31 protein-coding genes are annotated in these 26,662 nt (G+C 71.4%); 13 read left to right on the forward strand and 18 right to left on the reverse strand.

Translation table 11 applies throughout. The features are described from left to right. The first annotated feature begins 43 nt into the window (after positions 1–43). A complete protein-coding gene (locus C8N24_RS07675) occupies positions 44–547 on the forward strand; it encodes a cupredoxin domain-containing protein (protein WP_147447681.1) in 504 nt (167 codons plus the stop codon). On the opposite strand, the gene C8N24_RS07680 is transcribed toward C8N24_RS07675, so the two are convergent. The 4 genes from C8N24_RS07680 to C8N24_RS07695 form a co-directional block, all read right to left on the reverse strand. Continuing rightward, positions 544–1,662 (reverse strand): calcium-binding protein, encoded by a 1,119-nt coding sequence (locus tag C8N24_RS07680; RefSeq protein ID WP_147447682.1) that lies wholly within the window; start codon positions 1,660–1,662, stop codon positions 544–546. The genes C8N24_RS07675 and C8N24_RS07680 overlap by 4 nt on opposite strands. Positions 1,663–1,698: 36 nt before the next feature. Next, on the reverse strand, positions 1,699–2,553 hold the full coding sequence (locus tag C8N24_RS07685) for a trypsin-like serine peptidase (protein ID WP_211339874.1): 855 nt from the start codon (positions 2,551–2,553) through the stop codon (positions 1,699–1,701). A 93-nt stretch (positions 2,554–2,646) separates the two neighbouring features. Then, positions 2,647–3,411 (reverse strand): ABC transporter permease, encoded by a 765-nt coding sequence (locus tag C8N24_RS07690; protein ID WP_121249494.1) that lies wholly within the window; start codon positions 3,409–3,411, stop codon positions 2,647–2,649. Next, complete coding sequence (locus C8N24_RS07695; protein WP_121249495.1) at positions 3,404–4,351, reverse strand: ATP-binding cassette domain-containing protein; 948 nt, start codon at positions 4,349–4,351, stop codon at positions 3,404–3,406. The genes C8N24_RS07690 and C8N24_RS07695 overlap by 8 nt, the downstream gene beginning before the upstream one ends. A 60-nt stretch (positions 4,352–4,411) precedes the next feature. On the opposite strand from C8N24_RS07695, the gene C8N24_RS07700 reads away from it, so the two are divergent. Genes C8N24_RS07700 through C8N24_RS07720 form a run of 5 tightly spaced genes read left to right on the forward strand, consistent with a single transcriptional unit; the run spans position 4,412 to position 8,565 of the window. Continuing rightward, positions 4,412–5,602, forward strand: a complete 1,191-nt coding sequence (locus C8N24_RS07700; protein WP_147447683.1) for a M23 family metallopeptidase — start codon at positions 4,412–4,414, stop codon at positions 5,600–5,602. Beyond that, on the forward strand, positions 5,599–5,997 hold the full coding sequence (locus tag C8N24_RS07705; RefSeq protein WP_121249497.1) for a PGPGW domain-containing protein: 399 nt from the start codon (positions 5,599–5,601) through the stop codon (positions 5,995–5,997). Before C8N24_RS07700 ends, C8N24_RS07705 begins: the two co-directional genes overlap by 4 nt. A gap of 36 nt (positions 5,998–6,033) precedes the next feature. Continuing rightward, positions 6,034–6,513, forward strand: coding sequence for a VOC family protein (locus C8N24_RS07710; RefSeq protein ID WP_121249498.1), 480 nt, complete (start codon positions 6,034–6,036; stop codon positions 6,511–6,513). Positions 6,514–6,550: 37 nt separating this feature from the next. Beyond that, positions 6,551–7,105: an ester cyclase gene (locus tag C8N24_RS07715; protein ID WP_121249499.1), complete on the forward strand. Its 555-nt coding sequence runs from the start codon at positions 6,551–6,553 to the stop codon at positions 7,103–7,105. Further along, positions 7,102–8,565: a cryptochrome/photolyase family protein gene (locus tag C8N24_RS07720; protein WP_211339875.1), complete on the forward strand. Its 1,464-nt coding sequence runs from the start codon at positions 7,102–7,104 to the stop codon at positions 8,563–8,565. The genes C8N24_RS07715 and C8N24_RS07720 overlap by 4 nt, the downstream gene beginning before the upstream one ends. Here C8N24_RS07720 and C8N24_RS07725 read toward each other — a convergent pair. Both C8N24_RS07725 and C8N24_RS07730 read right to left on the reverse strand, forming a co-directional pair. Further along, positions 8,538–9,062 carry a cupin domain-containing protein gene (locus tag C8N24_RS07725; protein ID WP_147447684.1) on the reverse strand — a complete coding sequence of 175 codons (525 nt, stop codon included), beginning with the start codon at positions 9,060–9,062 and terminating at the stop codon, positions 8,538–8,540. The genes C8N24_RS07720 and C8N24_RS07725 overlap by 28 nt on opposite strands. Continuing rightward, positions 9,059–9,850, reverse strand: coding sequence for an SDR family oxidoreductase (locus C8N24_RS07730; RefSeq protein ID WP_211339876.1), 792 nt, complete (start codon positions 9,848–9,850; stop codon positions 9,059–9,061). Before C8N24_RS07730 ends, C8N24_RS07725 begins: the two co-directional genes overlap by 4 nt. Positions 9,851–9,924: 74 nt before the next feature. Here C8N24_RS07730 and C8N24_RS07735 point away from each other — a divergent pair, with 74 nt between their 5' ends. Next, on the forward strand, positions 9,925–10,845 hold the full coding sequence (locus C8N24_RS07735; protein WP_121249503.1) for an AraC family transcriptional regulator: 921 nt from the start codon (positions 9,925–9,927) through the stop codon (positions 10,843–10,845). On the opposite strand, the gene C8N24_RS07740 is transcribed toward C8N24_RS07735, so the two are convergent. The 5 genes from C8N24_RS07740 to C8N24_RS07760 form a co-directional block, all read right to left on the reverse strand. Further along, positions 10,832–11,398, reverse strand: coding sequence for an O-methyltransferase (locus C8N24_RS07740; RefSeq protein ID WP_121249504.1), 567 nt, complete (start codon positions 11,396–11,398; stop codon positions 10,832–10,834). The genes C8N24_RS07735 and C8N24_RS07740 overlap by 14 nt on opposite strands. Then, the gene (locus tag C8N24_RS07745) at positions 11,398–12,288 is read right to left on the reverse strand and encodes an aldo/keto reductase (protein ID WP_121249505.1); all 891 of its coding nucleotides are present in this window, start codon (positions 12,286–12,288) and stop codon (positions 11,398–11,400) included. Before C8N24_RS07745 ends, C8N24_RS07740 begins: the two co-directional genes overlap by 1 nt. A gap of 70 nt (positions 12,289–12,358) precedes the next feature. Then, on the reverse strand, positions 12,359–12,814 hold the full coding sequence (locus tag C8N24_RS07750) for a hypothetical protein (RefSeq protein WP_121249506.1): 456 nt from the start codon (positions 12,812–12,814) through the stop codon (positions 12,359–12,361). Positions 12,815–12,842: 28 nt separating this feature from the next. Further along, positions 12,843–15,200: an endopeptidase La gene (lon, locus tag C8N24_RS07755; RefSeq protein ID WP_121249507.1), complete on the reverse strand. Its 2,358-nt coding sequence runs from the start codon at positions 15,198–15,200 to the stop codon at positions 12,843–12,845. Continuing rightward, complete coding sequence (locus tag C8N24_RS07760; protein WP_245971788.1) at positions 15,197–15,595, reverse strand: Hsp20/alpha crystallin family protein; 399 nt, start codon at positions 15,593–15,595, stop codon at positions 15,197–15,199. Before C8N24_RS07760 ends, lon begins: the two co-directional genes overlap by 4 nt. A gap of 86 nt (positions 15,596–15,681) precedes the next feature. Between C8N24_RS07760 and C8N24_RS07765 the strand changes: the two genes are divergently transcribed. Further along, entirely contained in the window at positions 15,682–16,464 is a 783-nt protein-coding gene (locus tag C8N24_RS07765; RefSeq protein ID WP_121249509.1) for a hypothetical protein, read from the forward strand. On the opposite strand, the gene C8N24_RS07770 is transcribed toward C8N24_RS07765, so the two are convergent. The 6 genes from C8N24_RS07770 to C8N24_RS07795 all read right to left on the reverse strand — a co-directional run bounded on the left by C8N24_RS07770 (position 16,461) and on the right by C8N24_RS07795 (position 21,272). Beyond that, positions 16,461–17,486 carry an EAL domain-containing protein gene (locus C8N24_RS07770; RefSeq protein WP_147447685.1) on the reverse strand — a complete coding sequence of 342 codons (1,026 nt, stop codon included), beginning with the start codon at positions 17,484–17,486 and terminating at the stop codon, positions 16,461–16,463. The two genes, C8N24_RS07765 and C8N24_RS07770, sit on opposite strands and share 4 nt — an antisense overlap. A gap of 32 nt (positions 17,487–17,518) precedes the next feature. Further along, the gene (locus C8N24_RS07775; protein WP_121249511.1) at positions 17,519–18,283 is read right to left on the reverse strand and encodes an MBL fold metallo-hydrolase; all 765 of its coding nucleotides are present in this window, start codon (positions 18,281–18,283) and stop codon (positions 17,519–17,521) included. Positions 18,284–18,289: 6 nt separating this feature from the next. Then, on the reverse strand, positions 18,290–19,381 hold the full coding sequence (nhaA, locus tag C8N24_RS07780; RefSeq protein ID WP_245971789.1) for a Na+/H+ antiporter NhaA: 1,092 nt from the start codon (positions 19,379–19,381) through the stop codon (positions 18,290–18,292). Beyond that, positions 19,378–19,806: a CBS domain-containing protein gene (locus C8N24_RS34975; RefSeq protein WP_121249513.1), complete on the reverse strand. Its 429-nt coding sequence runs from the start codon at positions 19,804–19,806 to the stop codon at positions 19,378–19,380. Before C8N24_RS34975 ends, nhaA begins: the two co-directional genes overlap by 4 nt. Next, positions 19,803–21,047 (reverse strand): ArsB/NhaD family transporter, encoded by a 1,245-nt coding sequence (locus C8N24_RS07790; RefSeq protein ID WP_121249514.1) that lies wholly within the window; start codon positions 21,045–21,047, stop codon positions 19,803–19,805. The genes C8N24_RS34975 and C8N24_RS07790 overlap by 4 nt, the downstream gene beginning before the upstream one ends. Positions 21,048–21,116: 69 nt before the next feature. Next, positions 21,117–21,272 carry a hypothetical protein gene (locus C8N24_RS07795; protein WP_245971790.1) on the reverse strand — a complete coding sequence of 52 codons (156 nt, stop codon included), beginning with the start codon at positions 21,270–21,272 and terminating at the stop codon, positions 21,117–21,119. A gap of 319 nt (positions 21,273–21,591) precedes the next feature. Here C8N24_RS07795 and C8N24_RS07800 point away from each other — a divergent pair, with 319 nt between their 5' ends. From C8N24_RS07800 to C8N24_RS07815, 4 genes are all read left to right on the forward strand, one after another. Further along, positions 21,592–22,503: an NAD(P)H-binding protein gene (locus tag C8N24_RS07800; RefSeq protein ID WP_121253016.1), complete on the forward strand. Its 912-nt coding sequence runs from the start codon at positions 21,592–21,594 to the stop codon at positions 22,501–22,503. Then, positions 22,500–22,943: an SRPBCC family protein gene (locus C8N24_RS07805; protein WP_121249516.1), complete on the forward strand. Its 444-nt coding sequence runs from the start codon at positions 22,500–22,502 to the stop codon at positions 22,941–22,943. The genes C8N24_RS07800 and C8N24_RS07805 overlap by 4 nt, the downstream gene beginning before the upstream one ends. 88 nt (positions 22,944–23,031) lie before the next feature. Next, positions 23,032–23,457, forward strand: a complete 426-nt coding sequence (locus tag C8N24_RS07810) for a hypothetical protein (RefSeq protein WP_121249517.1) — start codon at positions 23,032–23,034, stop codon at positions 23,455–23,457. A 21-nt stretch (positions 23,458–23,478) separates the two neighbouring features. Then, a complete protein-coding gene (locus C8N24_RS07815) occupies positions 23,479–24,471 on the forward strand; it encodes a hypothetical protein (RefSeq protein WP_121249518.1) in 993 nt (330 codons plus the stop codon). Here C8N24_RS07815 and C8N24_RS07820 read toward each other — a convergent pair. Next, positions 24,468–25,448, reverse strand: a complete 981-nt coding sequence (locus tag C8N24_RS07820) for a malate dehydrogenase (protein WP_121249519.1) — start codon at positions 25,446–25,448, stop codon at positions 24,468–24,470. The genes C8N24_RS07815 and C8N24_RS07820 overlap by 4 nt on opposite strands. Before the next feature lie 56 nt (positions 25,449–25,504). On the opposite strand from C8N24_RS07820, the gene C8N24_RS07825 reads away from it, so the two are divergent. Further along, on the forward strand, positions 25,505–26,662 hold the full coding sequence (locus tag C8N24_RS07825) for a site-2 protease family protein (protein ID WP_121249520.1): 1,158 nt from the start codon (positions 25,505–25,507) through the stop codon (positions 26,660–26,662).

Raw genomic sequence — 26,662 nt, forward strand, 5'->3', positions numbered from 1 at the left:
ATCCCTGATGCAGACGGGGGCGCGTCGTTCTTGGATGGCGCGCATGATCCGTCGCATCTTCGCGCTCACCGCGCTCGGCTCCGTCGCCTTCGCCGCGCCGGCGCTCGCCGCTCCCAAGGCGAACACCATCACCGCCGTCGGCGGCATGAAGGTGAAGGCCAACGCGTACGTCCAGGACGACCAGCGCTGGGACGCGGACAGCTACACCGTCAAGTCCGGCGCGACGGTCACCCTGCGTGACAAGTCGACCGAGAAGCAGCCGCACACGCTGTCGCTGATCAAGAAGGTCCCGAAGACGCCGGCGCAGATCATGGGCTGCGAGGCCTGCGGGCCGCTGATGGAGGCCCACGAGGCCAACCCGGAGACGATGGAGGTCGGCAAGGAGCTCGTCGAGGCCGGCGGCGAGGGCTTCGACACCGCGGGCGACTCGATCTTCCTCGCGCCCAAGGGCAAGGTCACCTTCAAGGTCACCGCCAAGAAGGGCACCAAGCTCGCGTTCGTGTGCGTCATCCACCCGTGGATGCTGGGCGAGATCAAGGTCTCCTAGCGCACCCACTGCACGCGCAGCCGGAACGCGGGCCGGCGCTTCGCGCCGTGCTCGATCGACAGCACGAGCTGTCCGTTCCGGCGCAGCAGCCGCTGCCCGGCCGTGTTCAGCGCCAGGGCGGCTCCGCTGCTCCCGCGCGCTGACGCGACCACGCGGTCGCGGAAGCGCGCCCGCCACTCACCCGCGAGCCCGGTGGCGAACGCCGCGCTCGGGGTGGCCACGCCCGCCTGCACCCCGATGACGCCGCCAGAGACGGCGACGGCATCGCAGTCCGGGCGCAACACGGTGAGCGCCCCGGCCTCGACCACGTCGGCGCCCGAGCCGCAGCGCACAGCGCCGCGGCTCGAGCCGGCGTTGATCCGGTCGTCGCCCGGACCGGCGTCGACGACCTCGGCCCGTACGCGGTCGTCCGAGCGGCCGGTCGTCAGCCAGTCGTCGCCGCCGTTGCCCAGCAGCCGGTCGGCACCGGGACCGCCGATCAGGCGGTTCGGCCCGTCGTCGCCGATCAGGACGTCGTCGGCCAGGCCGCCACGCACCTCGCGGATGCCTTCCAGCCGGTCCTCCGAGCGGGACTGCGGCCGCAGGTCGACCAGCACGCCCGTCCGGCGTGTCTCGTAGCTGACGATGCCTTGGCCGTCCCAGCTCCGGTACACGTCATGACCGCGTGTGGGCCCGTCGTCGTCGACGAAATAGCCGTGCTGGTTCATCAGCACGTCGTTCCCCGGCCCGCCCGTCCCGTTGCCGGTGATGCGGTCGTTGCCGGGCCCGCCGTCGAAGCTCCCCTCCCCGGCGGCGACGTCGTCGCCGTCCCCGAGCTTGACCACGAGCGAGACGTAGGTGGCGTAGGCGCTGACGTCGCAGCGGGCGCTGCCGTCGCCCTGCAGCGAGCAACCACGGCCGGCGGTCAGCGGCGCGCCCGTGTCGCGCAGCACCGCCAGGGTCTCCGCGGGCTCCTCTGTGGTGACGACGTTGCGCTCCCCAGGCGCGGCCGTGAAGACCACGTAGTACACGCAGTTCTCCTTGCCGCAGCTCGCGTCCACGCCCACTTTCGCGGCGCGCGCCGGCGCGGCGAAGAGCACGAACCACCCGAGGATGAGCACCGCTGTCACTCGCATGCAGGCAACAACGGTGCTCCTCTCAAGAAGTTGCGACTAGTCAGCGGCCGCCGCGGCGTAGAGCGACTGCGCGACCGAGCCCTGGTAGGGCCCGTACATCACGTTCGGCTGGTTGTCGTAGCCGTAGGAGTTGACGCTGACCACGTTCGAACCGACGATCCAGCCACCGCCGGAGGAGCCGCCGGTCATGTCGCAGCCGATGCCGAGCGTCGCCGGGTTGGCGGACGTGTCCTGGGTCTGCAGACCGGAGTTGCAGCGCCACAGGCGTTCGCCGTCGAACGGCGGCGCCGCCGGATAGCCGTACGAGGTGTACGTCTGCGAGCGGCTGTAGTTGAACGCGATGCCGCGCCCGCCGACGCGGTCGGTCAACGCGGTGCCGCCCGCCGGGGCGACGACCGCCGCGCCGAGGTCGTAGCTGAACTCACCCGAGTTGCCCCAGGCGCTCGTGGTGAAGAGGTTCTCGGCCACGTAGGCGCCGAGCGGGGCCGAGCCGTCCTTGTAGGCGGGCACGAACTCCCAGTTGGTGGCGAAGGCGCCGGGGCCCTCGTTGACGCAGTGGCCCGCGGTCCAGACCACGCTCTTGTTGCCGCTCAGCAGCGCAGTGCCCGAGCACACGTAGTCGTTGCCGCCGAGCGTGAAGAACACCTTGCCGTGCGTGGAGGTCGGCGCCTGCGTGTAGGGCGTCGTCACCTCCGCGGACGTCCACGGCAGCGGCGCGGCCTTGGCTTCGGCCTGGGGAGCGGCTCCCCCGAACCGCTGCTCGGCCGGCTTGGCCGCTTCCCGTCGCTCCGGCGTCCAGTAGTCGGCCACCGAGCTCGCCGACTGGCTGACCTCCTGGCTCTCGACCCGCGCCTCAGCCGAGGCCGCGGACAGCAACAGGCATGCCAGCACCGCCGGCGTAGTGAAACGTCGCAAAACTGCCTCCCGTCTCCCACACGTTCAAGCACCCCTGCACGAACGTGTGATTGATGTGACGAGCCCAGACTAGCGCGCAGAAACCTTGCGGTATTTCAGTACGGCCAACGGCGCGAACACCACCGTCAGGCCGATCGACCACAACGTCGCCTGCCACACCGAGTTGCCCGCCGGGGTGCCGATGAACAGGTGGCGCATCGCGTCGACGGTGATGGTGAACGGGTTCACCTTGGCGAACGCCTCCAGTGCCCCGGGCATGTTCTCGACCGGCACGAACGCGGACGAGATGAACGTCAGCGGGAAGATGACAGTGAACCCGATCTGCTGTGCGCTCTCCGCACTCGACGAGTACAGACCGACCAGCGCGAAGATCCAGCTGAACGCGTACCCGAACAGCAGCAGCAGGAGGATCCCGTAGGCGATCTCGGGCACGCTGGAGTTGAAGCGGAACCCGACCACCAGGCCGACCAGCAGGATGATGATGACGCCGAACAGGTTCACCACCACGTCGGCGAGCGTGCGCCCGGCGAGCACCGCCGAGCGCGCCATCGGCAGCGAGCGGAAGCGGTCGATCAGGCCCTTGTTGAGGTCCTCGACCAGCCCCACCGCGGTCAGCGCGCCACCGAAGGTGATGTTCTGGACGATGATGCCCGGGATCAGGAAGTCCTCGTAGTCGAGCCCGGGGACCTGGATCGAGCCACCGAACACGTACACGAACAGCAGCACGAACATGATCGGCTGGATCGTGTAGCCGATCAGCATCTCCGGCTGGCGCCGGAACTTGATCAGGTTGCGCTTGAGGATCACCAGCGCGTCGGCGACGATCTCAGGCATCTTCGGCGTCCACCTCCTCGGCGGGCTTGCCCGTCAGCGTGAGGAAGACGTCGTCGAGCGTGGGCCGGCGGACGGCGATGTCGGCGATCGCCACGCCCGCCTCGTCGAGCGCGCGCACCGCGTCGGCGACCGGGATCCGGCCCGGCACGGTGACGAGCGGGAACTCGGCGTGGACGTCGTCGCAGATGCCCTGCAGCGCCTGCTTGGCCTTCTCCTCGTCGGCCGTGTCGCGCAGCGTCACCTCGAGCCGCTCGCCGCCCATCCGCGCCTTGAGCTCGTCGCTCGTGCCCTCGGCGATCACCCTGCCGTGGTCGATCACGGCGATCCGGTCCGCGAGCCGGTCGGCCTCGTCGAGGTACTGCGTGGTGAGCAGGACGGTCGTGCCCTCGGCCACGCGCGCCTCGATCGTCTCCCACAGGCCGATCCGCGAGCGCGGGTCCAGGCCGGTGGTCGGCTCGTCGAGGAAGACGACGGGCGGGTGGGCGACCAGCGCGGCCGCGAGGTCCAGCCGGCGTCGCATGCCGCCGGAGTAGGTCTTGGCGGGCCGGTCGGCGGCGTCCGTGAGGGCGAAGCGCTCGAGCAGCTCGTTCGCCCGGTCACGCGCGGTCGCCTTGCCCAGGTGGTAGAGGCGGCCGACCATGTCGAGGTTCTCGAAGCCCGTCAGGTTCTCGTCGACGGCCGCGTACTGGCCGGCGAGCCCGATCCGGCCGCGGAGCGCCTTCGCGTCGGCCTTGACGTCGAGCCCCGCCACGCGGGCGGTCCCCGCGTCCGCCTCGAGCAGGGTGGTGAGGATGCGGACGGCGGTCGTCTTCCCGGCCCCGTTGGGACCGAGCAGGCCCAGCACGGACCCGGCCTCGGCACGCAGGTCCACGCCCCGCAGCGCGTGCACCTTGCCGTAGGACTTCTGCAACCCCTCCGCGATGATCGCTGGGTCCGGCACGAAGGGCGCACCGTATAGGAGCGCGGTCGGCCGCGGAGTACGGTCTGGCACACTCTTCGGGTGCCGGTTCGAACCCTGATCGCGTTGCTCGGAGTCGTGGTCGCGGCCGGCATCGCGGTCGCGTCGGCGCCCGCGCAGGGCAGCGCGAAGGCCTCGGCGACCGCCGCCGTCATCACCGGCGACCTCGGCCGTGTCGCGCGCGTCCGCGCCTCCGGCGACGACTCCGCGTCGAGCAGCGTGCCCGCCGACACGCCGGACGGGATCGTGTTGGGCGACGGCTTCGTGTCCGTCGCGACGTCGGTGTCGTCGCTGTCGGCGGAAGCGCAGGCGGAGGCCGACGACGTCGAGCTCTTCGGCGGCCTGGTGACGGCGTCGCACGTCGCGCGCAAGGCGACGACGAGCGGCGGCAAGGTCTCCTACTCCGGGACCGTCCTCGGCCTCACGTTCGGCGACGAGTCGATCGACGAGGTCAAGGGCACGAAGGTCTACCAGTTCCGGGAGGGCCGGATCACGGCCAACAAGCGCGGCGCAGGGTTGACGGTCGAGCTCACGTCCGAGGTCGAGGGCATCCCCGCCGGCACCACCGTGGTCGTGGCCGACGTGTCCGCGAGCGCCTCCGGCAGCGGCGGCGGCTCGTCGACGCCCGACCCGGGCGCGACCGCGCCCCCCACCGCCACGCCGACCCCCACCGCGACGCCGAAGGCGACCGCCACGCCCAAGCCGAGCAAGCCGAAGCGCACCTGGCGCGAGCGGCTGATGGGCTCCGGGTTCGTGTTCCCGGTCGGCGGCCCGGCGGACATCGGCGGCCCGTTCGGCGCGCCGCGCGCGAGCACCGGGCGCCCGCACGAGGGCAACGACATCTTCGCCGACTTCGGCACGCCGGTCGTCGCCGTGGCCGACGGCACGCTCGCCAACGTCGGCACGCTCCCGATCTCCGGCAACCGCCTGTGGGTCTACGCCGACAGCGGCGACCAGTTCTTCTACGCGCACCTGTCCGCGTTCTCGGCGAACGCGGTCGACGACCGCCGCGTCGAGGCGGGCGAGGTGCTCGGCTACGTCGGCAACACCGGCGACGCCGAGCCGACCCCGCCCCACGTCCACTTCGAGATCCACCCGAACGGCGGCGACGCCGTGGACCCGAACCCATTCCTGGTCGCCTGGCAGAAGCGCGCGGGCGCGACCTCACGGCCGGACACCGCCGAGCGCCCGGGAGCGCTCGTCGAGGTCCGTGATTTCATCGAGGAGCGATGAGCGACGAGAACGCGACCAAGCCGCCCCTCGTCGAGCGCCTGCGCGCGCAGCGGGAGACGCACCGCGAGCGCTCGCGGATCGCGCGCCTCGGGTTCGTCATCGTCGGGTTCACGGTCCTGTTCGCGGGCATCGCGATGATGGTCCTGCCCGGCCCGGCCTTCGCGGTCATCCCGATCGGGCTCGCGATCCTCTCGCTCGAGTTCGCCTGGGCGGCCCGCCTGCTCGACGTCGCCCTCGAGCAGGCCGAGAAGGCCCGCGCCAGCGCCAAGGAGACCACGAAGACGCAGCGGATCGTGGTCGCCGTCGCGTCCGTCCTGGCGGTCGCCGCGATCGCCGCCGCCGTCCTGGTCTGGGGGATCCCGAACTGGGTCCCCGTGATCGGCGACTGGCTGTAGCGATGAGTTCGCGGCCGGTCCGGCGTTACACCGGACATGACCGCACAGCGCATCATCACCACCCTGTGGTTCGACGGCCAGGCTGAGCAGGCCGCCGAGCTCTACTGCTCGATCTTCGACGACGCCCGGATCGTCAGCGTCGTGCCCTACCCCGACGGCACCGACAAGGCCGGCGAGGCGATGACGGTCGAGTTCGAGCTGCTCGGCCAGCGCTACCTCGGCCTCAACGGTGGCCCGCAGTTCCCGTTCACCGAGGCGATCTCGCTCCAGGTCCTGTGCCGCGACCAGGCGGAGATCGACCGCTACTGGGACGCGCTCACCGACGGTGGCGAGGAGGGCGCATGCGGCTGGCTCAAGGACCGCTTCGGCCTCTCCTGGCAGATCATCCCGGAGCAGGTCAGCCGCTTCTTCACGGGCGACCGCGAGGCCTCCGCGCGCGCCGCGCAGGCGATGTACGGGATGCGCAAGCTCGACATCGCGGCCCTGGAGGCGGCGCGCGCCGCGATTCCGGCCTAGTGGGAAGCGCCGGGCCCGCGGCGGCGTCTTGCGAGGCATGTCCTCGCCGCTCTCCACCAGCAACGCCGCCATCGCGCTCGCCAACTTCGAGCTGATCACCGCCGACACGGTCACGCTCGCCGACGCCGAGCGGGTCGTCGCCCCCGAGCACGTCAACCACGAGGCCCACAACGAGCCGCTGGAATGTCGTGAGCGGGGACCCCGCGGCCTGCTCGCCACCCGCGAGTGGCTGCGCGCGGGGTTCTCGCGCTTCGAGATCGAGCCGGTCGACGTGGTCGAGGAGGGCGAGCTCGTCGCCCTGCGCTGCCGCGTCACCGTCCGCCACACGGGCGACGTCGCGTTCTTCGATCCGGCGGGCCGCGTCAAGGACGCGTTCCCGCCGACGCACCGCGAGGCGACGATCGCGCAGTCGCACTGGTTCGTCATCCGTGACGGCCTCGCCCATGAGCACCGCGCCGTGCGCGACGACCTCGGCATGGCGACGCAGCTCGGCTGGGTGCCGCCGAAGCCGCCGTTCCTGCTCGGCATGGCGCTGGCCAAGCGCCGGACGCAGCGCGCGGTCGACCGCGGTGTGGCGCCCTGGCAACGGTGAGCCGGGCGCCCGCCCGCGCCGTACCCGCGAGGATGGGCCACACGGCGCTGATCCTCGGCGACCAGCTGATGCGCGACAACCCGGCGCTGGACGGTGCCGACCGGGTGCTGCTGATCGAGGCGCGCGCCCCGCTGCGGCGGGTGCGCACGCACCGCCGGCGCGCCCACCTCGTGTTCAGCGCGATGCGCCACTTCGCCGCCGAGCACGATCACGCGGAGCACGTCCGCGCCGACTCGTTCGCGGAGGTCCTCCGTGACCGGCGCGACGTGGTCTGCGCCGAGCCCAACCGCACCGGAGCGCGCGCGAGCCTGGCGCGGCTCGGCGTGCGCTTCGTGCCCTCCAACCAGTTCCTGGGCGGCTTCGACGACTGGGTCGAGGGCCGGCGGCGGCTGCTGATGGAGGACTTCTACCGCGACCAGCGCCGGCGACTCGGCGTCCTGCTCGACGAGGACGGCGAACCCGAAGGCGGGCGCTGGAACTTCGACGAGGAGAACCGCAAGCCGCCGCGCGCGGGCCTGCTCGCCCCCGAGCCGTGGCGCCCCGCCGAGGACGACATCGACGCGCAGGTGCGACGTGACCTAGACGCGCTCCGGGACGTCGAGCTATGGGGTGAGGACGGCCCGCGGGCCGTCGCGGCGACGCCGGCGGAAGCCGAGGCGGCACTGCACGCGTTCGTCGAGCGGCGCCTGCCGGAGTTCGGGCCGTGGCAGGACGCGATGGTCGACGGCGACCACGTCCTGTTCCACTCCCAGCTCAGCGCACCGCTCAACCTCGGGCTGCTGGCGCCCCTGCGCGCGGTGCGCGCGGCGGAGGACGCCTACCGGCGCGGCGCCGCGCCGCTCGCCTCGGTCGAGGGCTTCGTCCGCCAGATCATCGGCTGGCGCGAGTACGTGTGGGGCATGTACCGGCGGCGGCGCGACCGCGGCAACGCGCTCGGCGCCCACCACGCGCTCCCCCCTGCGTTCTGGGGGCACCAGACGGGCTGGCACTGCCTGGACACCGTGGTGCGCGGCGTCGAGGAAGACGCCTACGCGAACCACATCGAGCGGCTGATGGTGCTCGGGAACATCCTCCTGCTCGCGGGCGTGGAGCCGTGGGCGGCGGTGCGCTGGTTCCAGGGCGCGTTCATCGACGGCGCCGAGTGGGTGATGGCGCCGAACGCCGCCGGCATGGCGCTGTACGCGGACGGCGGCGAGATGATGTCCAAGCCGTACGCCGCCGGCGGCAACTACATCAACAAGATGTCGACGTTCTGCGGGGGCTGCCGCTACTCGCCGAACGTGCGCACGGGCGCGGACGCGTGCCCGGTCACGGCGCTGTACTGGGACTTCGTCGATCGCAACCAGGCGAGGCTCAGCGGCAACCGCCGGATGCGGCAGCCGCTGCGCACGCTCGCCCGGCTCGACGACATGGACGCGGTGCGGGCGCGTGCTCAGGCCGCGCGGGCCGAGCTGGGCTGAAGCGCGGCCCGGCGACGGCGCACGAGCGGCGCCATCAGCCAGCGCTGCAGGCGCGCGGTCAGCAGCGGAGCGTGCGCCTCCTCGGCGTAGCGGTGCGCGAGCGTCGCCAGGTCGCGCGGATCGCGCGGCAGGCCCCGCCGGTTCATGCGTCCCGCGTGGGCGAGCGCGACGACCTCGGTGAACAGCTCCGCCATCGCCAGCGCCGGGGTCACCTCGATCCGCATCTGCGCCTCGCCGGTCCCGACGTTGGCGAAGGCGTGCGTGACACCGGGCGGCACTTCGATCACGTCGCCCGGATGAGCGATGAGCGTGCGCAGCCCGAGCCGGAAGCGCACCGTGCCGGCGACGACCTCGAAGCGCTCGGTCTGCACCGCGTGCACGTGCGGGATCGGCACCTTGCCGCCTTCGCGCAGCGCGAAGTCGAAGGCCAGCTTCTCGGGCGAGCGGTGGGTGAACGTGAACCGCTCGCCGGTCACGGGGTTCTCGAGCGTGGTCATGCCCACACCCCGGTCGCGGCCGTGCGGCGGGCGAACTCGCCGAAGTCGCGCGGCGCGCGGCCGAGGGCGCGCTGGACGCCGTCCTGTGGCTGGGCGTTGCGCCCGTCGAGCAGCTCGGTGAAGAGGAAGACGACGAGCTCGGCGAGCTCGGGCGGCGCGGCGGCGGCGTACGCCTCGGGCGTGACCCGCGTGAAGGTCAGCGGCCGGCCGGTGGCGGCGGCCAGCTCGGCGACGGCCTCGTCCATCCGCAGCGCGCGCGGGCCGGTGAGCTCGTAGACCTCGCCGGCGTGGCCGTCCTCGGTGAGCGCGGCGACCGCGACGTCGGCGATGTCCTCCGCGTCGACGAACGGCTCCGGCGTGCCGTCGGCGGGGAGCGCGACGGTGCCGGCCAGCACGCCGTCGAGCATGAAGCTCTCGCTGAAGTTCTGGGCGAACCAGCTGCAGCGGACGACCGTGGTGGGCACGCCCGCCGCGGCCACCTCGCGCTCGGCGCGCTGTGCCTCGGGCTCGCCGCGACCGGACAGCAGGACGAGGCGGGTGACGCCGGCCGCGGCCGCGGCGCGCGCGAAGTCGCCGACCGTGTCGGCCGCGCCCGGCACGGCGAGGTCGGGGAAGTACGCGAGGTAGGCGGCATCGACGCCGGCCAGCGTGGCGGACCAGGTCGAGCGGTCCTCCCAGTTGAAGCCGGTCGCGCGGGAGGCGGGCCGGACCGACACGCCCGCGGCGGTGAGACGGCTGACGATGCGCGTGCCGGTCTTGCCCGTCGCGCCGGTGATCAGGGTGGTCATAGGCGGATTGAACCGCGCCGAGCGTGGACGATCCATAGTTGAAAGACGCCCATGCATACGTCATCGTCCAGAGCATGGATGCGATCGCCGGTCTGCTCGACGGACCACGTGCCCGCGGCGCGTTCCTGCTCAAGCTCGCGTTCGAGGGCGCCTGGTCCATGCGCATCCAGGACGAGTCGCCGATCGCGGTGATCTCCGTCGTGCGCGGCTCGGCGCTGATCTTCGGCGACGGCGAGACGCCCATCCGATTGCGCCCCGGCGACGTCGCCATCGCCCGCGGCCCACGCCCGTACACGGTCGCCGACGACGCGGCGACGCCCGTGCAGGCCGTCGTGCACCCTGGCCAGGACTGCCGGACGCCGGATGGACGGCCGCTGAAGCTCGAATGGGCGCTGGGCCCGCGCACGTGGGGCACCGCCGCCGATGGCGAGACCGTGATCATGACCGGCGTCTACGAATCCGCGGGCGAGATCAGCGGCCGCCTGCTGCGCGCGCTCCCGCCGCTGATCGTCCACCGCCTCGACTCGCCCCTCGTCCCCCTGCTCGCCGACGAGATCATCAAGGACGAGCCCGGCCAGGAAGCCGTGCTCGACCGCCTGCTGGACCTGCTGCTGATCGCCGTCCTGCGCGACTGGTTCTCCCGCCCCGAAGCGCCGGGCTGGTACCGCGCCTACGCCGACCCGGTGGTCGGCCCGGCCATCCGGATGCTGCACGCCGAGCCGGCTCACCCGTGGACGATCCAGGAGCTCGCCCGCCGCATCGGCGTCTCCCGCGCCGCGCTCGCCCGCCGCTTCAACGACCTCGTCGGCGAGCCGCCGATGAGCTTCCTGACGAGCTGGCGGATCGCGCTCGCCGCCGACCTGCTGCTCGAGCCGGGCGCGACGGTCGGCTCCGTCGCGCCGCAGGTCGGCTACGGGTCGAGCTTCGCGCTCTCGACCGCGTTCAAGCGGCTGCGGGGGATCTCCCCGCAGCAATTTAAGCTCAGCTCGACTTGACGATCAGCAGCACGCCCGCGCCGACCGTCAGCAGCGTCGACGTGACGCCCTCGGCGGAGTAGACGAGCTCGGAGAACTCGACGAGCTCCTTCGCGTTCGAGAGCGTGTTGGCGACCACGAGCAGGCCGCGGTCGCGCAGGACGCGGACGAGGTCGGGCCAGTAGGACGCGTACTCGCGGCGCTCGGCGTCGAGGAAGATCAGGTCGAAGGAGCCGTCCTCGAAGCCGGCGAGGGCCTGGGCGGCGTCCTGCGTGCGGACGTCGACGCAGCGGTCGACCTCGGCCTCGACGAGGTTCTTCTGGGCCAGCGCGGTGCGGTCGGCGTCGATGTCCAGGCTGAGGACACGGCCGCCGACGGCCTCGGCGGCGTCGCCCAGCCAGATCGTCGAGTAGCCGTTGGAGGTGCCGATCTCGAGCACGTTCTGCGCGCCGAGGGTGCGCACGAGCACGCCCAGCAGCTCGGCGGCCTCGGGCTCGACGTTGCGCAGCGCCTCGGGTACGTCGCGGCCGTGCGCGTAGAGCTCGTCCAGGAAGGCTTGGCGATTCGCGTCCATCAGGCGGAGACCTCGTCGAGTTTGGCCACTTCGCTCGGGTCGAGCGTGAAGGTCGGAAGGATGCCGCGCAGCTGGTCGACCGTGCGCGCGCTCGCGATCGGGGCGACGATGCCCGGCTTCGCGCGCAGCCACTCGATCGCCACCGCGCCGACGGTCACGCCACGCGTGAGGGCGATCTCGTCCAACGCGTCCAGCACACGCTCACCGCGCGGGTCCTGCAGGTACTTGGCGACCATGCCCTCGCGGGCGGAGCCGTCGGCGCCGCCGTTGCGGTACTTGCCGGTCAGGAAGCCGGCCGCGAGGGCGAAGTACGGGGCGACCGCCAGCCCGTGGGCGGCGACGATCGGCGCGTAGTCGCGCTCGTAGCCGTCGCGCTCCATCAGGTTGTACTCGGGCTGCAGCCAGACGTACTTCGCGAGGCCTTCGCGCTCCGCGATCTCCAGCGACCGCACGAGCCGTTCCGGCGGGACGTTGGACGCCGCCACGTTGAGCACCTTGCCGTCCCGCACGGTCTGGTCGAACGCGCACACGGTCTCCTCCACGTCCACGGAGCCATCGTCCTTGTGGGCGTAGTAGAGGTCGATGCGGTCCGTCTGCAGGCGCGTGAGCGACTCGTCGACGTGCCGCGCGATGTTCTCCGCCGAGAGCCCGCCGTCCGAGCCGACCTTGGTGGCGATGACCAGCGAGTCGCGGTTGCCGCGCGCCGTCATCCACTCGCCGATGATCGTCTCCGAGATGCCCATGTTCGGGCGCATGTACGTGTCGGCGGTGTCGATGAAGTTCCCGCCGGCCGCCACGTAGGCGTCGAGCACGGCGAACGACTCGTCGCGATCCGCGGTCCAGCCGAACACGTTGCCGCCGAGGCAGAGCCCGTAGACGTCCAAAGCCATGGCGGGCAGCTTACGAAACGAAAGAGGGCGCCCGGCGGGCGCCCTCTCACAAACCGGGTGTGACGGTGGCCTACGCGGCGGTGCCGGCGGTCGGCGTGCTCGAGGGCGACGAGGTCGTCGAGGTGTACTCGAACTCCTCCTCCGCGCCGAACAGCGCGTCCAGGACCTTCTTGCGCAGGCCCTCGGAGACGGCGAGGGCGACCACGCCGCCGACGACGCCGAGCAGCAGGACACGACCGAAGCCGCCGCCGCTCTTCTGCTTCTTGGGCGCCTCGTAGAGCGCGACGCTCGCGTCGCGCACCCCGCCGGCCGTCTCGCGGATGTGCTTCTGCAGCTTCTTGTCCTCGAAGAGCTGCTTCGCCGGGCTCTTGCCGTTGCTCAGCCGCCCGTACGCGTCGCGCGCGGACTCGAAGCTCTGGACGATGCTCTGGCGCAGGTCCTCGTCATCGATGAGCCGCTGGACGTACGGGTTGGAGCGGGCCGACTGGGCAGCCTGCCCGGCCTTCTTGACCTTCTTGTTCGCCATGGCTCCTCGTTTGCCTCGCTTTCAGCTTTCAAGTCTTGGACGCGAGCATACCCCGGACGAGTGCCGCGTCGAACACATCGCCGATCTCGCTCACCCAGACGAACTCCAGGTTCTCCCGCAGCGCGTCGGGGAAGTCCTCGGCGTCGGGCTCGTTGCGACTCGGCGCCAGCACCCGCTTGACGCCCGCCCGCTGCGCCGCCAGCGCCTTCTCCTTCAAGCCGCCGATCGGCAGCACCTGGCCGGTCAGCGTCAGCTCGCCCGTCATCGCCACGTCGTCACGCACCGCACGCCCGCTCACCAGCGACATCAGCGCGGTCGCCATCGTGATCCCGGCGCTCGGCCCGTCCTTGGGGATAGCGCCCGCCGGCACGTGGATGTGCACGTCGTGCTCGCCGAACCAGCCGTCGGGCAGCGCGTCGGCGTGGCCGCGGACGTAGGACATCGCCGCCTGCGCGGACTCCTTCATGACGTCGCCCAGCTGACCGGTGATCGTCAACCGGCCCTTGCCGGGCATCGCGGTCGCCTCGACGAACAGCACGTCGCCGCCGACCGGCGTCCAGGCCAGCCCGGTCGCCACGCCCGGCTCGCGCGTACGGCGCTTCATCTCGGGCTGGAAGCGCGGGCGCCCGAGCAGCTCGCGCACCTTCGGTCCGCTGACCGCGACCTTCTTGGCGTGCGTCCCCTCGGCGACGCTGAGCGCGACCTTGCGGCAGACGGACGCGATCTCGCGCTCGAGGCCGCGCACGCCGGCCTCACGCGTGTACTCGGAGATGATCGCCTTCAGCCCGGTGTCCGAGAAGCTCACCTGCGACTTCTTCAGGCCGGAGCGCTCGATCTGGCGCGGCACGAGGTAGCGCTTGGCGATCTGGAGCTTCTCCTCCTCGGTGTAGCCCGAGAGCTGGATGATCTCCATCCGGTCGCGGAGCGGGCCGGGGATCGTGTCCAGCGTGTTCGCCGTCGTGATGAACAGGACGCCGGAGAGGTCGAACGGCACGTCGAGGTAGTGGTCGCGGAACGTCGCGTTCTGCTCGGGGTCGAGCACCTCGAGCATCGCGCTGGCCGGGTCGCCCCGGTAGTCCGCGCCCATCTTGTCGATCTCGTCGATCATGAACAGCGGGTTGGCCGCGCCCGCGTCGCGCAGCGCGCGGATGATCGTGCCCGGCATCGCGCCGATGTACGTGCGCCGGTGGCCGCGGATCTCGGCCTCGTCGCGCACGCCGCCGGCGCTGATGCGCTCGAACGTGCGGCCCATCGCCCGCGCGATCGACTTGCCCAGCGACGTCTTGCCCACACCCGGCGGGCCGACGAAGCACATGATCGATGACCCCGTGGCGTCCGGCTTGAGCTTGCGCACCGCCAGGAACTCGAGGATCCGCTCCTTGACCTTGGCGATGTCGTAGTGGTCCTCGTCGAGCACCAGCCGGGCGTGCGCGAGGTCCAGGTTGTCCTCGGTGCGCTTGCCCCACGGCAGCGACGCGATCCACTCCAGGTAGGTGCGGATGACGCCGTGCTCGGCCGCCGCCTGCGGAAGCTTCTCCAGCCGCGAGAGCTCGCGGTCGGCCTGCTTGCGGACGTCCTCCGGCAGCTCGAGCGCGGACAGCTGCTCGCGCAGGTCGTCGATCTCGGCCTCGGCGGGGTCCTTCTCGCCCAGCTCCTCCTGGATCGCCTTCAGCTGCTGCCGGAGCACGTACTCGCGCTGCGAGCTCTCCATCTCCGACATGACCTGGTTCTGGATCTTGGAGCCGATGGCGACGATGTCCAGCTCGCGCGCGAGCGTCTCGGACAGCATCCGCAGGCGCTTGCCGACGTCGACCTCCTCCAGCAGCGCCTGCTTCTCCTCGACCTTGATCCGCAGCGCGCCGGCGATCAGGTGCGCGAGCGAGGACGGCTCCTCGACGTTCGCGACCGCCATCTGCAGCTCTTCGGGGAGGTACGGGACCTCGTCGATGATGCGCGTGAACGTCTGCTGGACGTTGCGCATCAGCGCGGTCAGCTCCGGGCCTTCCTCGACCTCGTCGGGCAGCTCGGAGACCTTGGCGACCAGGTAGGGCTCCTCGCCCTCCCACTCGTCGATCTGCACACGCTGGCCCGCTTGGACCAGGATCCGCAGCGAGCCGTCCGGCACCTTGAGCATGCGCGCGACGACGCCCGCGACGCCGATCCGGTGCAGCTGATCCGGCCCGGGCGTGTCGAGGTCCGGGTCCTTGGAGCCCAGCATCACGAGCATCCGGTCGCCCGCCAGCACGTCGTTGACGAGCTGGATCGAGCGCTCCTGCCCGACCGCCAGCGGCGTCAGCGTGTCCGGGTAGGTGACCGTGTCGCGCAGGGGGAGGACCGGCAGCCGGTCCGGCAGGCCCTGCGGGAGCTCGTCCTCGGTGGCGCTCACCGCTCCGTCCCGCGGATCGGGACGGTGCGGGCTTGCGCAGGCCGGCTCAGCGGCAGCTCGACGGTCAGGATGCCGTCCTCGTACGTGGCGTCGGCGGCGTCGGCGTCGACGTCGGCACCGAGCGCGACGACCCGCCGGAACGGCCCGCGCTCGATCTCCATCTGCTGGTAGACGCGGTCGTCGGACGGCGTGTCCGGCTCGCGCTGGCCCGAGAGCAGCAGCTCACGCCCCTGCACCTCGAGTTGCACCTGGCTGGGATCGATGCCCGCCAGGTCGGCCCGCACGATCGCCCGTGGCGGGTCGCTCGCGTAGTAGACGTCGACCGCCGGCGAGAACCCGCCGCGCCGCTGCGGCGCCAAGCCGCGGTCGAACAGCTCGTCCATCTGACGGCGCATGCGTTCGAAGTTCGCGAACAGATCTCGCTCTTGTGCCATACGAATGTCCAAGGCTAACGGGGAAACCTCACGGTACGTTTCTCGTCATGCACCGGTCGTTGGCGGGTCTTGCCCTGCTTCCCTTCCTCGTACTCGCCGCGCCCATCCACGCGGGTGAGCCCGACACAACGGCGCCGACCATCAACGGGCTCACGCTCAAGAACACGGCGAGCGGAACGCTGGTCATCCCGGTGCCGGCGACGGATGACGTCGCCCTGGGCGAGGCCGTGGCCACGATCGACGACGCTCCGGCCGCCAGCGCGACGTACGGCGGGACCACGAGCGGCACGGTGACGCTCTCGATCGACACCACGAAGTACGCCAACGGCAAGCACGACGTGGAGATCCACGTCACCGACGCCGCCGGCAACCGCAGCAGCTACGGGATCGTCATGACGGTCACGTTCGAGAACGTGACGGTGACGCCCGAGGCCACCGCGACGCCGACCGTGCAGCAGCCGCACGACCGCCCGACGCCGACGCCCACGCCGACCCCGACGCCGCTCGGCGAGATCGGCATCCTCGGCGACGAGGCCACGCGCTACACGAGCCGGGACTTCCTCAGCCTCCCCAAGCGCCCGCGCGCCTCGAAGGCCGGGACGCTGACGCTGACGGCGCGCTGCCCGCTGCCGAAGACGTGCTCGCTGAACGTGCGCCTCACCCGCGCGGGCAAGACGTTCGGCACCGGGCGCGTGACGGTGAAGTCCAAGAAGACGGGGAAGCTCTCGATTAAGCTCACCCGGTCCGCGCGCGCCGCGGTCAAGAAGAAGCCGCAGACGCTGCGGCTCACGGTCGCCGGCTACGCCGGCGTCGTGATCACGCTCCGCTAGTAGGCGGAAGGACGCACGAGGCGGGTGTCGACCGCCATCGGCTTCTCGGTCGGCTGGCCGAAGTAGAAGCCCTGGCCGAGGTCGACGCCCAGCTCGGCCATCGCGCGGAACTCGTCGACGCGCTCGACGCCCTCGGCGACGACCTTCGCGCCCAGCTCGTGCGCGCACTCCACCAGGGCCTTGACGAGCGAACGCCGCCCGACCGAGTGCTGGATGCCGGCCGTCAGCGCCGTGTCGATCTTCGCGATGTCGGGCTTGATCAGCTCCAGGCAGGCCAGGGAGTCCGGCCCGCCCGAGAGGTCGTCCAGCGCCACGAGCGCGCCGCGCTTGCGGTGCTCGGCGGTGATCGCGTGCAGGAGGTCGCGGTCCAGGCAGCGCTCGGGCTTGACCAGCTCGAGGCAGAGGCGCGACGGGTCGGCGCCGAGCCGGCCGACGACCGGCCACGTGGTGCGCATCGAGGAGTCGACGTCCAGCGACGCGCGCGGGTCGACGTTGACGAACAGGATCTCGCCCGGGGGCAGCAGCGGCAGGCCGACTTCCAGCGCCGCCGTGCGGGCGCGGTAGTCGAAGGAGAAGAGCGCGTCGTGCGCCTCGGCGGCGGCCAGCAGCTCACCGCCGCGCAGCTCGACCGTGCCCAGCATCCCGCGCATCAGCGCCTCGCGGCCGTAGGCCAGGCCGGAGTGCAGGTCGATGATCGGCTGGAAGTGCGGGCGCATGCGGCCGTGCGAGAGGAACTCGGGGAACCAGTCCGTGCGGGTGCGGTCGAGCAGCGTCTCGGCGGGCACCGGCAGGCTCTGCTCGTCCGCGAGGCGGATCGCGAACAGGCACGCGCGCTCGGACACCGACAGCGCCCGCATCAGCGTCCGCAGGCGATCGTCCCACCCTGGCCCGGCCAGCAGCAGTCCCTCCACGGCGATGTCCCCCGCCGCGGGCTCCGTGGCGAGGTGCTCGACCTTGTAGAGGACGGACGGGCGGTGCGAGAGCAGTCGCACGCCGTCCATGGCGGCCGTGGCAGGGGTCACGACCGGGTGATCGGCCGCGAGTAAGCGAATCTTTACTTTCCGACGGTGAAGCTCAACCCTTCGTGGGCCGCGTCGATCGGCCCGCCGTAGGCGCGCGCGGCCTCCGCGACGACCCAGTCCGCGCCGGCCTCGGCCGCGAAGTGCGTCAACACCAGGCGCTTCGCTCCCGCCCGCTGCGCGTGCTCGCCCGCCTCGAACGGGGTGAGGTGCCCGCGGTCCTCCGGCGGCTCGGGCTCGAGGAGCGTCGCCTCGACCATCAGCACGTCCGTGTCGGCGGCGAAGCGGGCGAGGTCCTCGCTGGGACCGCAGTCGGCGCCGAAGGTGAACCGCGCCCCGGCGTCGGCGAACTCGACCGCGTTGGCCGGGATGTAGTGCGGCACGGGCTGGAAGCGCACGTCGAGCCCGCCGAGCGCGAGCGGCTCGGCCGGGTCGTAGATCGTCACGTCGAACGCGAGCTCGATGTGGTCGGCGCTCATGCTGCCGCCCTCGCACAGCCGCGCGAGCACCTCGCGGGCACCCGGTGGCGCGTACAGCGTCGGGCGCGGCGCGGCGCCCTCCCACGGCCGGTAGCGGATGCCGGAAGCGAACGGCACGAGGTCCATCACGTGGTCGGCGTGCAGGTGGCTGAGGACCACGGCGTCCACCGACTCGTACGGAACGCGTGCGCGCAGCTTGGCGAACACGCCGGGCCCGCAGTCGAGCAGCACCGTACGCCCGCCGCCTTCGACGAGATAGCCCGAGCAGGCGCCGTCGGCGTCCTGCCAGGCCGGGGACTTCCCCAGGACCGTGATGCGCACCTTCTGTCAGACCCTCCTGGCGCGAGAGGCTACAGACAGCAGCAGCACCCCGAGGATGCCACTGATCACGGAACCGGCGAAGATGCCGACCTTGGCGCGCTCGACGAGCGCCGGGTCGTCGTAGGCGAGCTCGGCGATGAACAGCGAGACGGTGAAGCCGATGCCGGCGGCCGCGGCCACGCCGGCCAGCTGCGGACGCGGCATCCCCTCGGGCAGCGTCCCGCCGGCGCGCAGCGCACCCAGCGTCGCGCCGGAGATCCCGAGCAGCTTGCCGATCACCAGGCCGGCGACGATCGCCCACGTCAGCCGGCTGCCGAGCGCGTCGCCCAGCACGCCGCCGCCGAAGTCGACCCCCGCGTTGGCGAGCGCGAACAGCGGCACGACCAGGAACGCGCTCCACGGGTGCAGCCGGTGCTCGACACGCTCGCCGAGCGCCACGGGCAGCAGCAGGCCGACGGTGACGCCGGCGATCGTCGCGTGCACGCCCGCCTCGTGGACCGCGATCCACAGCGCGATGCCGAGCGGGATCCACAGCCGCGGCAGCCGCTTGACCGCGACCGCCAGCACCGCCGCCGCCAGCAGCCACAGCACCGACACGGCCTCCGCGTAGAAGATCGCGATGATCGCGATGGCGATGATGTGGTCGACGATCGCCACCGCCAGGAGGAACACGCGCGTGCCCTCCGACACGCGGTCGCCGAGCACGGCGATCAGCCCGACGGCGAACGCGATGTCCGTCGCGCAGGCGATCGCCCACCCCTCGGCACCCTCCCCGCCGGCGATCAGCACGACGAAGATCACGATCGGCGCGAGCACCCCGCCGACCGCGGCGATCGCCGGCAGCGCCGCCGCCCGCGGGCTCTGCAGGCGCCCGTCGACGAACTCGCGCTTGATCTCCAGCCCGACGACGAGGAAGAACAGCGCCATCAACGCGTCGTTGACCCAGTGATGCAGGTCGAGCGGGCCGAGCTCGGTGTGCCAGAAGCCGTCGTAGCCAGGGCCGACGTTGGCCCACAGCAGCGCGACGACGGTCGCGGCGAGGATCGCGAGGCCACCCGCGGCCTCGTCGTGGAGGAACTCCCGGATGCGGTCGGTCACGAGCTCAGGAAGCGTTCCGCGAGCTCGCGGAAGAAGCCGTGCCGTGCGATCACGTCGACCACCCGCCCGTCGTCGACGACGGGCACGATCAGCACACGGTGATGGAGGAAGATCTCCGCCACCTGCAGGTCCGAGTGATCCGCGCCCACCTCGACGTGCTCCGTGTTCATGTGCTCCCGCACGCGATCGGACCGGCATGTGTTGCGCTTCTGGAGCGCCTTGTCGAGCGACTGGCGCAGGAACGCCGCGCCCTTGAGCTGGCCGACGTAGCCCGGGAACAGCGCGGTCATGAACTCGCGCTCGCCGAAGACGCCGCGGAAGCGCGCGTCGGCGTCCACCACCGGCAGCGCGGGCAGGTCGGTCTCCACGAGCCGCCGGACGGCGTCCTCGAGCGTCTCGTCAACGTGCAGCACGGGCGGGGTCATGCGTACCTCAGCATCACGTAGGCGGTGGCCAGGATCAACGACACGGCGGTCACCGGCAGGCCGTAGCGCAGGAAGAACACGAAGCCGATCGGGTTCCCGGCGCGCGCGGCCATGCCCGAGGCGGCCACGTTGCACGCGGCGGCGACGATGGTGGCGTTGCCGCCGAAGCAGGCGCCGAGGGCGAGCGCCCACCAGTACGCGGAGTCGTCGCCGAGCGAGTCCACGACCGGGATCATCGCGGCGGTGAACGGGATGTTGTCCACCAGCCCCGAGCCGATCGCCGACACCCACAGGATCCCGAGCAGCTCCGCCGTCCGGTTGCCGTCCGTCACGGACGCGATGCCGTTCGCGACCTCCTCCAGCGCGCCGGTCTCCTCCAGCGCGCCGACCATCACGAACAGGCCGATCAGGAAGAAGAGCGTCAGCCATTCGATCGAGGAGACCGTGCCGGCCAGCGACTGCCGGCTCAGGAGCAGCGTGACCGCGGCACCGGCGAGCGCGACCGTCGCGGGCTCCAGGTGCAGCGGCTTGTGGATGAAGAACACGAGGATCGTCAGCACGAGGATCGGGACGGTGCGCTTGGCCTCGCCGGCGTCCTCGATCGACTTGGCCGCGTCCAGCGCCATGACCTGCTCGCGCGCCTCGGGCGCGATCCGCAGGCGCGAGCGGAACGCGAAGTACAGCCCGGGGATCACGACCGCCAGCGTGAGGATCACGATCGGCGCGAGGTTGGCGATGAACGCGCCGAACGACAGGCCGGTGTGGCCGGCGATGAGGATGTTCGGCGGATCGCCGATCAACGTGGCCGTGCCGCCGAGGTTCGACGCCACGATCTCGATCACGATCAACGGCACCGGGTCGATGTCGAGCGCGTCGGCCAACAGGAACGTGATCGGGACGATCAGCAGGATCGTCGTCACGTTGTCCAGGAACGCCGACAGCACGGCGGTGGTGACCGCCAGCGCGAGCACGAGCACGAGCGGGCGACCCTGTGAGAGCTGCCCGGCACGGATCGCCAGCCATGTGTAGACGCCGGTGGTCTCGGTGACCCGGACCATGATCATCATGCCGACGAGCAGGCCGATGGTGTTGAAGTCCACCGCCTCGATCGCCTGCTCCTGGTCGAGCGTGCCGGCGAGCACGACGAGGGTCGCGCCCAGCAGGGCGATCTTCGTGCGGTCGACGCGCTCGGACGCGATCAGCGCGAGCGCGACGACGAAGACTGCGATGGCGAATGCCACAGGAAGTGCACCTCAGGGGTCGACGACGAGACGCCGACCAGACTTCCCGGCACACCGCCGAGAAGGGTACTAGCCGTGCAGCGCGGCCTGCTCCTCGGCGGACGGGAACGCCCAGGCGGCCTGGCGCCGGCGCTCCTGGCGGAACACGAAGCGCATCTGGCTCGGCGGCCGCAGCCCGTCCGGATGATCGGGGCGGTAGGTGGGGCACGCCTCGTCAAGGTTCAACGCGCAGAGGCCGTTACGTGCGAAGAAGCAGTCCTCGCACGACACCTTCTTCGACCTCTTGGCACGCGGCGGCGTGGCAACTGCTGACACCCGGAAGAACCCCTCGTTCACGACTCGGTCACAACGACAGGGGCGATCAAAGCGGAGCCGCCGGGGTCCTTCAAGGCCTCCCCGAGCGGCACTTCCGCAAAACGCAGGTATTCCGTGAAGACCCCGCAAATACGGGCTTTTTGGCGGTTTTATGCGGGCTTTGCGGGATCGCCACCCCGCAATCTGCGTGGTTTTCGGGCCTGTCAGGCTGGGGAGCATGGGCGGCGGCTTGCAAACCCTGGTAACCGGCGTGTCGGGCTACGTCGGCGCGGCACTCGTGCCGCGCCTGATCCGTGACGGCCACAGCGTTCGTGGCTTCGCCCGCTCGGCGGAGCGCGTCCGTGCGGCCGGAGCCGAGGTCGACGACCTCGTGCTCGGCGACGCGACCTCCGGCGCGGGCCTGGACCGCGCGCTGGACGGCGTGGACGTCGCGTACTACCTGATCCACTCGATGGAGGGCGTCGGCGCCTCGTTCGTGGACGTCGAGCGCCGCCAGGCCGAGACGTTCGCCGCCGCGGCGGCCGCGGCCGGCGTGCGCCGGGTCGTCTACCTCGGCGGGCTCGTGCCCCACGACGGCACGATCTCGCGCCACCTGGCGTCGCGCCTGACCGTCGAGCAGGCGCTGCTGGACGCCGTGCCGGAGTCGGTCGCCCTGCGCGCGTCGCTCGTGGTCGGCGCGCGCTCGCGCTCGTTCCGCTTCCTCGTCCGGCTGATCGAGCGCCTGCCCGTGCTCGCGCTGCCGGCGTGGCGCGTGCACCGTACGCAGCCGATCGACGGACGCGACGTGCTCGAGTTCCTCGCGAGCGCCGCGACGCTCGCCCCGCGCCACGCGGGCCGCTCGTGGGACCTCGGCGGGCCGGACGTGATGAGCTACCAGGAGCTCATGCGCCGTATCGCTGACGTGATGATGGTCGATCGCCTGTCCCTGCCGTTGTCGTTCAACCTCACGCCCGTGGCGTCGGTGGTGGCCGCCGCCGTCGCGGGCGAGGACCCCGGGCTGATCGAGCCGCTGATGGAGTCACTCGAGCACGACCTGCTCCCCCGCGACGACGATGCCGCCGCGACGTTCGGGGTGAGACTGCACCGGTTCGAGGCCGCGGTGGAACGAGCGTTGCGTGACATGGAGGTGCAACCCCGATGACGTTGGTGCGTGCGCAGATCGACATCGACGCACCTCCGGACGAGGTGTATGAGGTCATGCTCGACCCGGAACGGCTGCATGAGTGGGTGACGATTCACCGCAAGGTCAATCGCACGGATTCCGGTGAGCCGCGCATGGGGTACGAGATGGACCAGACGTTGTGCCTGCGTCACGCGAACTTCAAGGTGCACTGGACGCTCACCGAAGCCGACCGGCCGCGCGCCGCCACGTGGGAGGGCAAGGGCCCGGCGGGGTCATACGCACGCACCGCGTACCGCCTCACCGAGAAGGGTGAAGGCACCCACTTCGAGTACGAGAACGAGTTCAAGGCACCGGGTGGGTTCCTCGGCGCCGCGGCCAGCCGGGTGGTGGTCGGCGGTGTCCCCGAACGCGAGGCGCAACGGTCACTCCAACAACTCAAAGCGCTGCTGGAACGCTGACCGGCAACGGTCCGTGCGGCATTGACGGTAGCCGTGGTCTACCGTTCCGAATTGACCGGTTAATGCCCTAGCTCGGAGTCACACTCAGATGGCCGACTTTCTCGACGAGAAGCGCAAGGAGATCCAGGCGCGGCTGAAGGAGCTCAAGCCGTACGTCGAGGAGTACGAGCTGCTCCAGGCCGCCGAGAGCGCGCTGAGCGGGATCGGCAACGGCACCACCGGCACGCGCGCCGCCAAGCCCGCGGCGGCGGGCGCTTCCAGCTCCCCTCGCCGTCGTCGCAGCGAGGGCTCCGGCAGCGGCCGTCGCGGCCGGCCCAAGGGCGGTGCCGGCACCCGTGCCACGCAGGCGCTGGACCTGGTCAAGGAGCGCCCCGGCATCACCATCCCGGAGCTGGCCGAGGCGATGGGCATCCAGCAGAACTACCTCTACCGCGTGATGCCCGGCTTGGCCGAAGAGGGCAAGGTCACCAAGTCCGGTCGTGGCTGGCACCTGCGCGAAGGCGTCGCGCAGTAGTTAATGGGTAAGTGAGCGCTCATGCGAGCGCTCACCTCCGCGTTGCTCATCCTGCTGGCTGCCGCTTCACCCGCGGCGGCCAAGACGTACGACGGCATGGCGTTCGCCGGACCGACGATCTCCGGCGACAGCGTCGTCTGGGGGACCGAGTACAGCGACGGCTCCGGCGCGGTGAAGGTCGACGGCCGGATCGTCGCGCGCTTCGAGCGCATGACCGGCAAGGGCGAGAGGCGCCAGTTCGGCGGCACGCCGGGCGCGGTGAGCGCGTCCGCCACCCGCCTGGCGTACACGCTCGACGAGTCGCGGCAGCTCCCCGGGGGCGACGGCGACTCGGGTGGGAGCGAGGCCAGCGTCCAGCCGCTGGTCTCGACCGGGGGCGCGTTCACCAACCCGCTCGGCTGCGCCGGCGCGTACGCCACCACCGCCGCGGACGGTGACACGGTGGTGATCGGGATGAACGGCGAACCCCCATGCGGCGGGGTGTACCTCGACGGCCGCAAGATCGCCTCCGACGACCCGTGCCAGGTCCGGATCGCGGGGCCGTACGTCGCCTGGCGCACCGCTCCGTGTGGTGGCAGCGGGAAGCTCGTGATCGCCGACCGCGCCACCGGCGCGGCGGTCGCGTCGCTCACCCCGGCGAAGGGCGCTCGCGCGTGGGGCGAGTTCGACCTCGACGAGCGCGGCAACGTCGTCGCCGCCGAAGGCGGCCGCGTGGTGGCCTTCTCGCTCGCCGACCCGCGCCGTCGCGTCCTGGCCAAGGCGGCGTGGAGCTCGACCGTGGCGACGGCGGGCGGCCGGGCCGCGTTCATCACCGTCGACGAGAACGTCGGGCCGGAGCGGCTGCTGCTCACCGACCTGAACGGCAAGGTGCTCAAGCGCCTGGACCGCTACGGCAAGCGCCGCTGGCCCGAGGGCGAGATCGCGCTCACGGACCGGTGGGTGGCGTGGAGCGTCAAACGCGACGTCTACGACCACCCGACCGGCCCGGGCAACGTCTTCCTGAAGAAGCTCTAGACCAGGCCGAGCTTGGCGACGGCCTCGCGCTCCTCCTGGAGCTCGGCGACCGTCTTGTCGATGCGCTGCTGCGAGAACTCCGGCACGTCCAGGCCCTCGACGATCGTGTACTCGCCACCGGACACCGTGACCGGGAACGAGCTGATGATGCCCTCCGGCACGCCGTAGGCGCCGGTCGACGGCACGGCCATCGACACCCACTCGCCGTCCTTGGTCCCGTTGACCCAGTCGTAGACGTGGTCGATCGCCGCGGAGGCGGCGGAGGCGGCCGAGGACGCGCCGCGCGCCTCGATGATCTCCGCGCCGCGCTTGCCCACGCGCGGGATGTACTCGTCGGCGACCCAGGCCTCGTCACCGACGGCGTCCCAGGCCCGCTCGCCCTTGACCTTCGCGTTGAACAGGTCGGGGTACATCGACGGCGAGTGGTTGCCCCAGATCGTCATGTTGGTGATCTCGGACACCGGCGCGCCGGTCTTCTGGGCGAGCTGGGCGATCGCGCGGTTGTGGTCCAGGCGCGTCATCGCCGTGAAGCGCTCCTTGGGCACGCCGTCCGCGTTGGAGGCGGCGATCAGCGCGTTCGTGTTCGCCGGGTTGCCGACCACGAGCACCTTGATGTCGTCGGCCGCGCCGGCGGCGATCGCCTCGCCCTGCGGCTTGAAGATGCCGCCGTTGGCCTCGAGCAGGTCGGCCCGCTCCATGCCCTTCGTACGCGGGCGCGCGCCCACGAGCAACGCGATGTTCGCGCCGTCGAACGCCTGCTTGGCGTCGTCGTAGACGTCGATCCCGGCGAGCAGCGGGAAGGCGGAGTCGAACAGCTCGAGGGCGGTGCCCTCAGCGGCCTTGACGCCCTGGGGGATCTCGAGGAGGTTCAGGTGGACGGGCTTGTCAGGGCCGAGCAGCTGACCGGATGCGATCCGGAAGAGCAGCGCGTAGCCGATCTGCCCGGCCGCCCCGGTGACGGTGACGGTGGTGGCCATTCGCAGCAGACTACGAAGTCCGGGCCGGTCATCTGCCTGTCACCATCAATCTCACCTTGTTCGGCGGCGGCGCTTCACTCCAACTCTTCCGGCTGTTCGGCTTCCGCGTCGGGGTCCACCCGTCGTGGTTCCTGATCCTGTTCTTCTGGATCTTCTGGCTCAACAACTCGTTCGACGACGCCATCACGACGTCCGGCCAGGGGTTCATCGCCGCGGTCATCGCCGCCGTCATCTTCTTCGGCTCGATCGTCCTGCACGAGCTCGGGCACGCGTTCGCCGCGCGCCGTGAGGGCATCGGCGTCGGCGGCATCGACCTGTTCTTCTTCGGCGGCTTCATGAGCGCCGACCGCGACTCCGAGACGCCCGGCGAGGAGTTCCGCGTCGCCGCCGCCGGCCCGGCCGTCACGCTGATCCTCGCGATCGTCTTCACCGCGGCCGCGTTCGGCATGTCCGGCGTCGAGGGCGCGGTCGACGCCGCGTTCTTCACGGAGCGGTCGGGCACGCTGATCGAGGTCGTCGTCGCGTTCAGCGCGCTGGCGAACACGGCCCTGTTCGTGCTGAACATGATCCCCGCGTTCCCGCTCGACGGCGGCCGCATCACCCGCGCGATCGCGTGGCAGTTGACCGGCAACCGCCACGGCGCGACCAAGTTCTCGGCCTACCTGGGCCAGGGCTTCGCCGCGCTGATGATGGCCTACGGCGTCTACATCCTGATCACGTCCAGCGACGCGTTCGGCGGCCTCTGGTACATCGTGCTCGGCTGGATGCTCGGCGGCGCCGCGCGCGCGGCGATCTCCCAGAGCAACTTCGTCACCCGCCTGGAAGGCATCACCGCGGGCGACATCATGGACGCCGAGCCGGTGACGATCCCCGCGGAGATCACCGCCGAGCGCGCCTACGACGAGTTCTTCCTGCGCTACCAGGGCTGGCCCTGGTTCGCGGTCGTCGAGGCCGACGGCCGCTTCGTCGGCCTCGCGCACCGCGCGGCGGTCGAGCACGCGACGCTGCACGAAGACGGGTCCGTGCCGGTCCGCTCCCTCGTGGCCGACTCCGAGCAGGTCCGCACGGACACGCCGCTGGAGTCGCTGATCACGTCCGAGCCGCTGCGCCGCCTCGGCGCGCTGATGGCCGTGGACGCCGAGGGCCGCCTGCGCGGCGTGGTCACGCTCGACCAGGTCTCACGCGCGTTGCAGGCGCGTCTCGCCCCCTCGTAA

Origin of the sequence: Solirubrobacter pauli (assembly GCF_003633755.1) — a bacterium.
GTDB lineage: Bacteria > Actinomycetota > Thermoleophilia > Solirubrobacterales > Solirubrobacteraceae > Solirubrobacter > Solirubrobacter pauli.

Bases quoted from the DNA above. Each gene is read 5' to 3' on its own strand.
- C8N24_RS07675 (WP_147447681.1), top strand. From the start codon at position 44: ATGATCCGTCGCATCTTCGCGCTCACCGCGCTCGGCTCCGTCGCCTTC.
- C8N24_RS07680 (WP_147447682.1), bottom strand. From the start codon at position 1,662: ATGCGAGTGACAGCGGTGCTCATCCTCGGGTGGTTCGTGCTCTTCGCC.
- C8N24_RS07690 (WP_121249494.1), bottom strand. From the start codon at position 3,411: ATGCCTGAGATCGTCGCCGACGCGCTGGTGATCCTCAAGCGCAACCTG.
- C8N24_RS07705 (WP_121249497.1), top strand. From the start codon at position 5,599: ATGAGCGACGAGAACGCGACCAAGCCGCCCCTCGTCGAGCGCCTGCGC.
- C8N24_RS07710 (WP_121249498.1), top strand. From the start codon at position 6,034: ATGACCGCACAGCGCATCATCACCACCCTGTGGTTCGACGGCCAGGCT.
- C8N24_RS07715 (WP_121249499.1), top strand. From the start codon at position 6,551: ATGTCCTCGCCGCTCTCCACCAGCAACGCCGCCATCGCGCTCGCCAAC.
- C8N24_RS07725 (WP_147447684.1), bottom strand. From the start codon at position 9,062: ATGACCACGCTCGAGAACCCCGTGACCGGCGAGCGGTTCACGTTCACC.
- C8N24_RS07730 (WP_211339876.1), bottom strand. From the start codon at position 9,850: ATGACCACCCTGATCACCGGCGCGACGGGCAAGACCGGCACGCGCATC.
- C8N24_RS07735 (WP_121249503.1), top strand. From the start codon at position 9,925: ATGGATGCGATCGCCGGTCTGCTCGACGGACCACGTGCCCGCGGCGCG.
- C8N24_RS07740 (WP_121249504.1), bottom strand. From the start codon at position 11,398: ATGGACGCGAATCGCCAAGCCTTCCTGGACGAGCTCTACGCGCACGGC.
- C8N24_RS07745 (WP_121249505.1), bottom strand. From the start codon at position 12,288: ATGGCTTTGGACGTCTACGGGCTCTGCCTCGGCGGCAACGTGTTCGGC.
- C8N24_RS07750 (WP_121249506.1), bottom strand. From the start codon at position 12,814: ATGGCGAACAAGAAGGTCAAGAAGGCCGGGCAGGCTGCCCAGTCGGCC.
- C8N24_RS07760 (WP_245971788.1), bottom strand. From the start codon at position 15,595: ATGCGCCGTCAGATGGACGAGCTGTTCGACCGCGGCTTGGCGCCGCAG.
- C8N24_RS07765 (WP_121249509.1), top strand. From the start codon at position 15,682: ATGCACCGGTCGTTGGCGGGTCTTGCCCTGCTTCCCTTCCTCGTACTC.
- C8N24_RS34975 (WP_121249513.1), bottom strand. From the start codon at position 19,806: ATGACCCCGCCCGTGCTGCACGTTGACGAGACGCTCGAGGACGCCGTC.
- C8N24_RS07805 (WP_121249516.1), top strand. From the start codon at position 22,500: ATGACGTTGGTGCGTGCGCAGATCGACATCGACGCACCTCCGGACGAG.
- C8N24_RS07810 (WP_121249517.1), top strand. From the start codon at position 23,032: ATGGCCGACTTTCTCGACGAGAAGCGCAAGGAGATCCAGGCGCGGCTG.
- C8N24_RS07815 (WP_121249518.1), top strand. From the start codon at position 23,479: ATGCGAGCGCTCACCTCCGCGTTGCTCATCCTGCTGGCTGCCGCTTCA.
- C8N24_RS07820 (WP_121249519.1), bottom strand. From the start codon at position 25,448: ATGGCCACCACCGTCACCGTCACCGGGGCGGCCGGGCAGATCGGCTAC.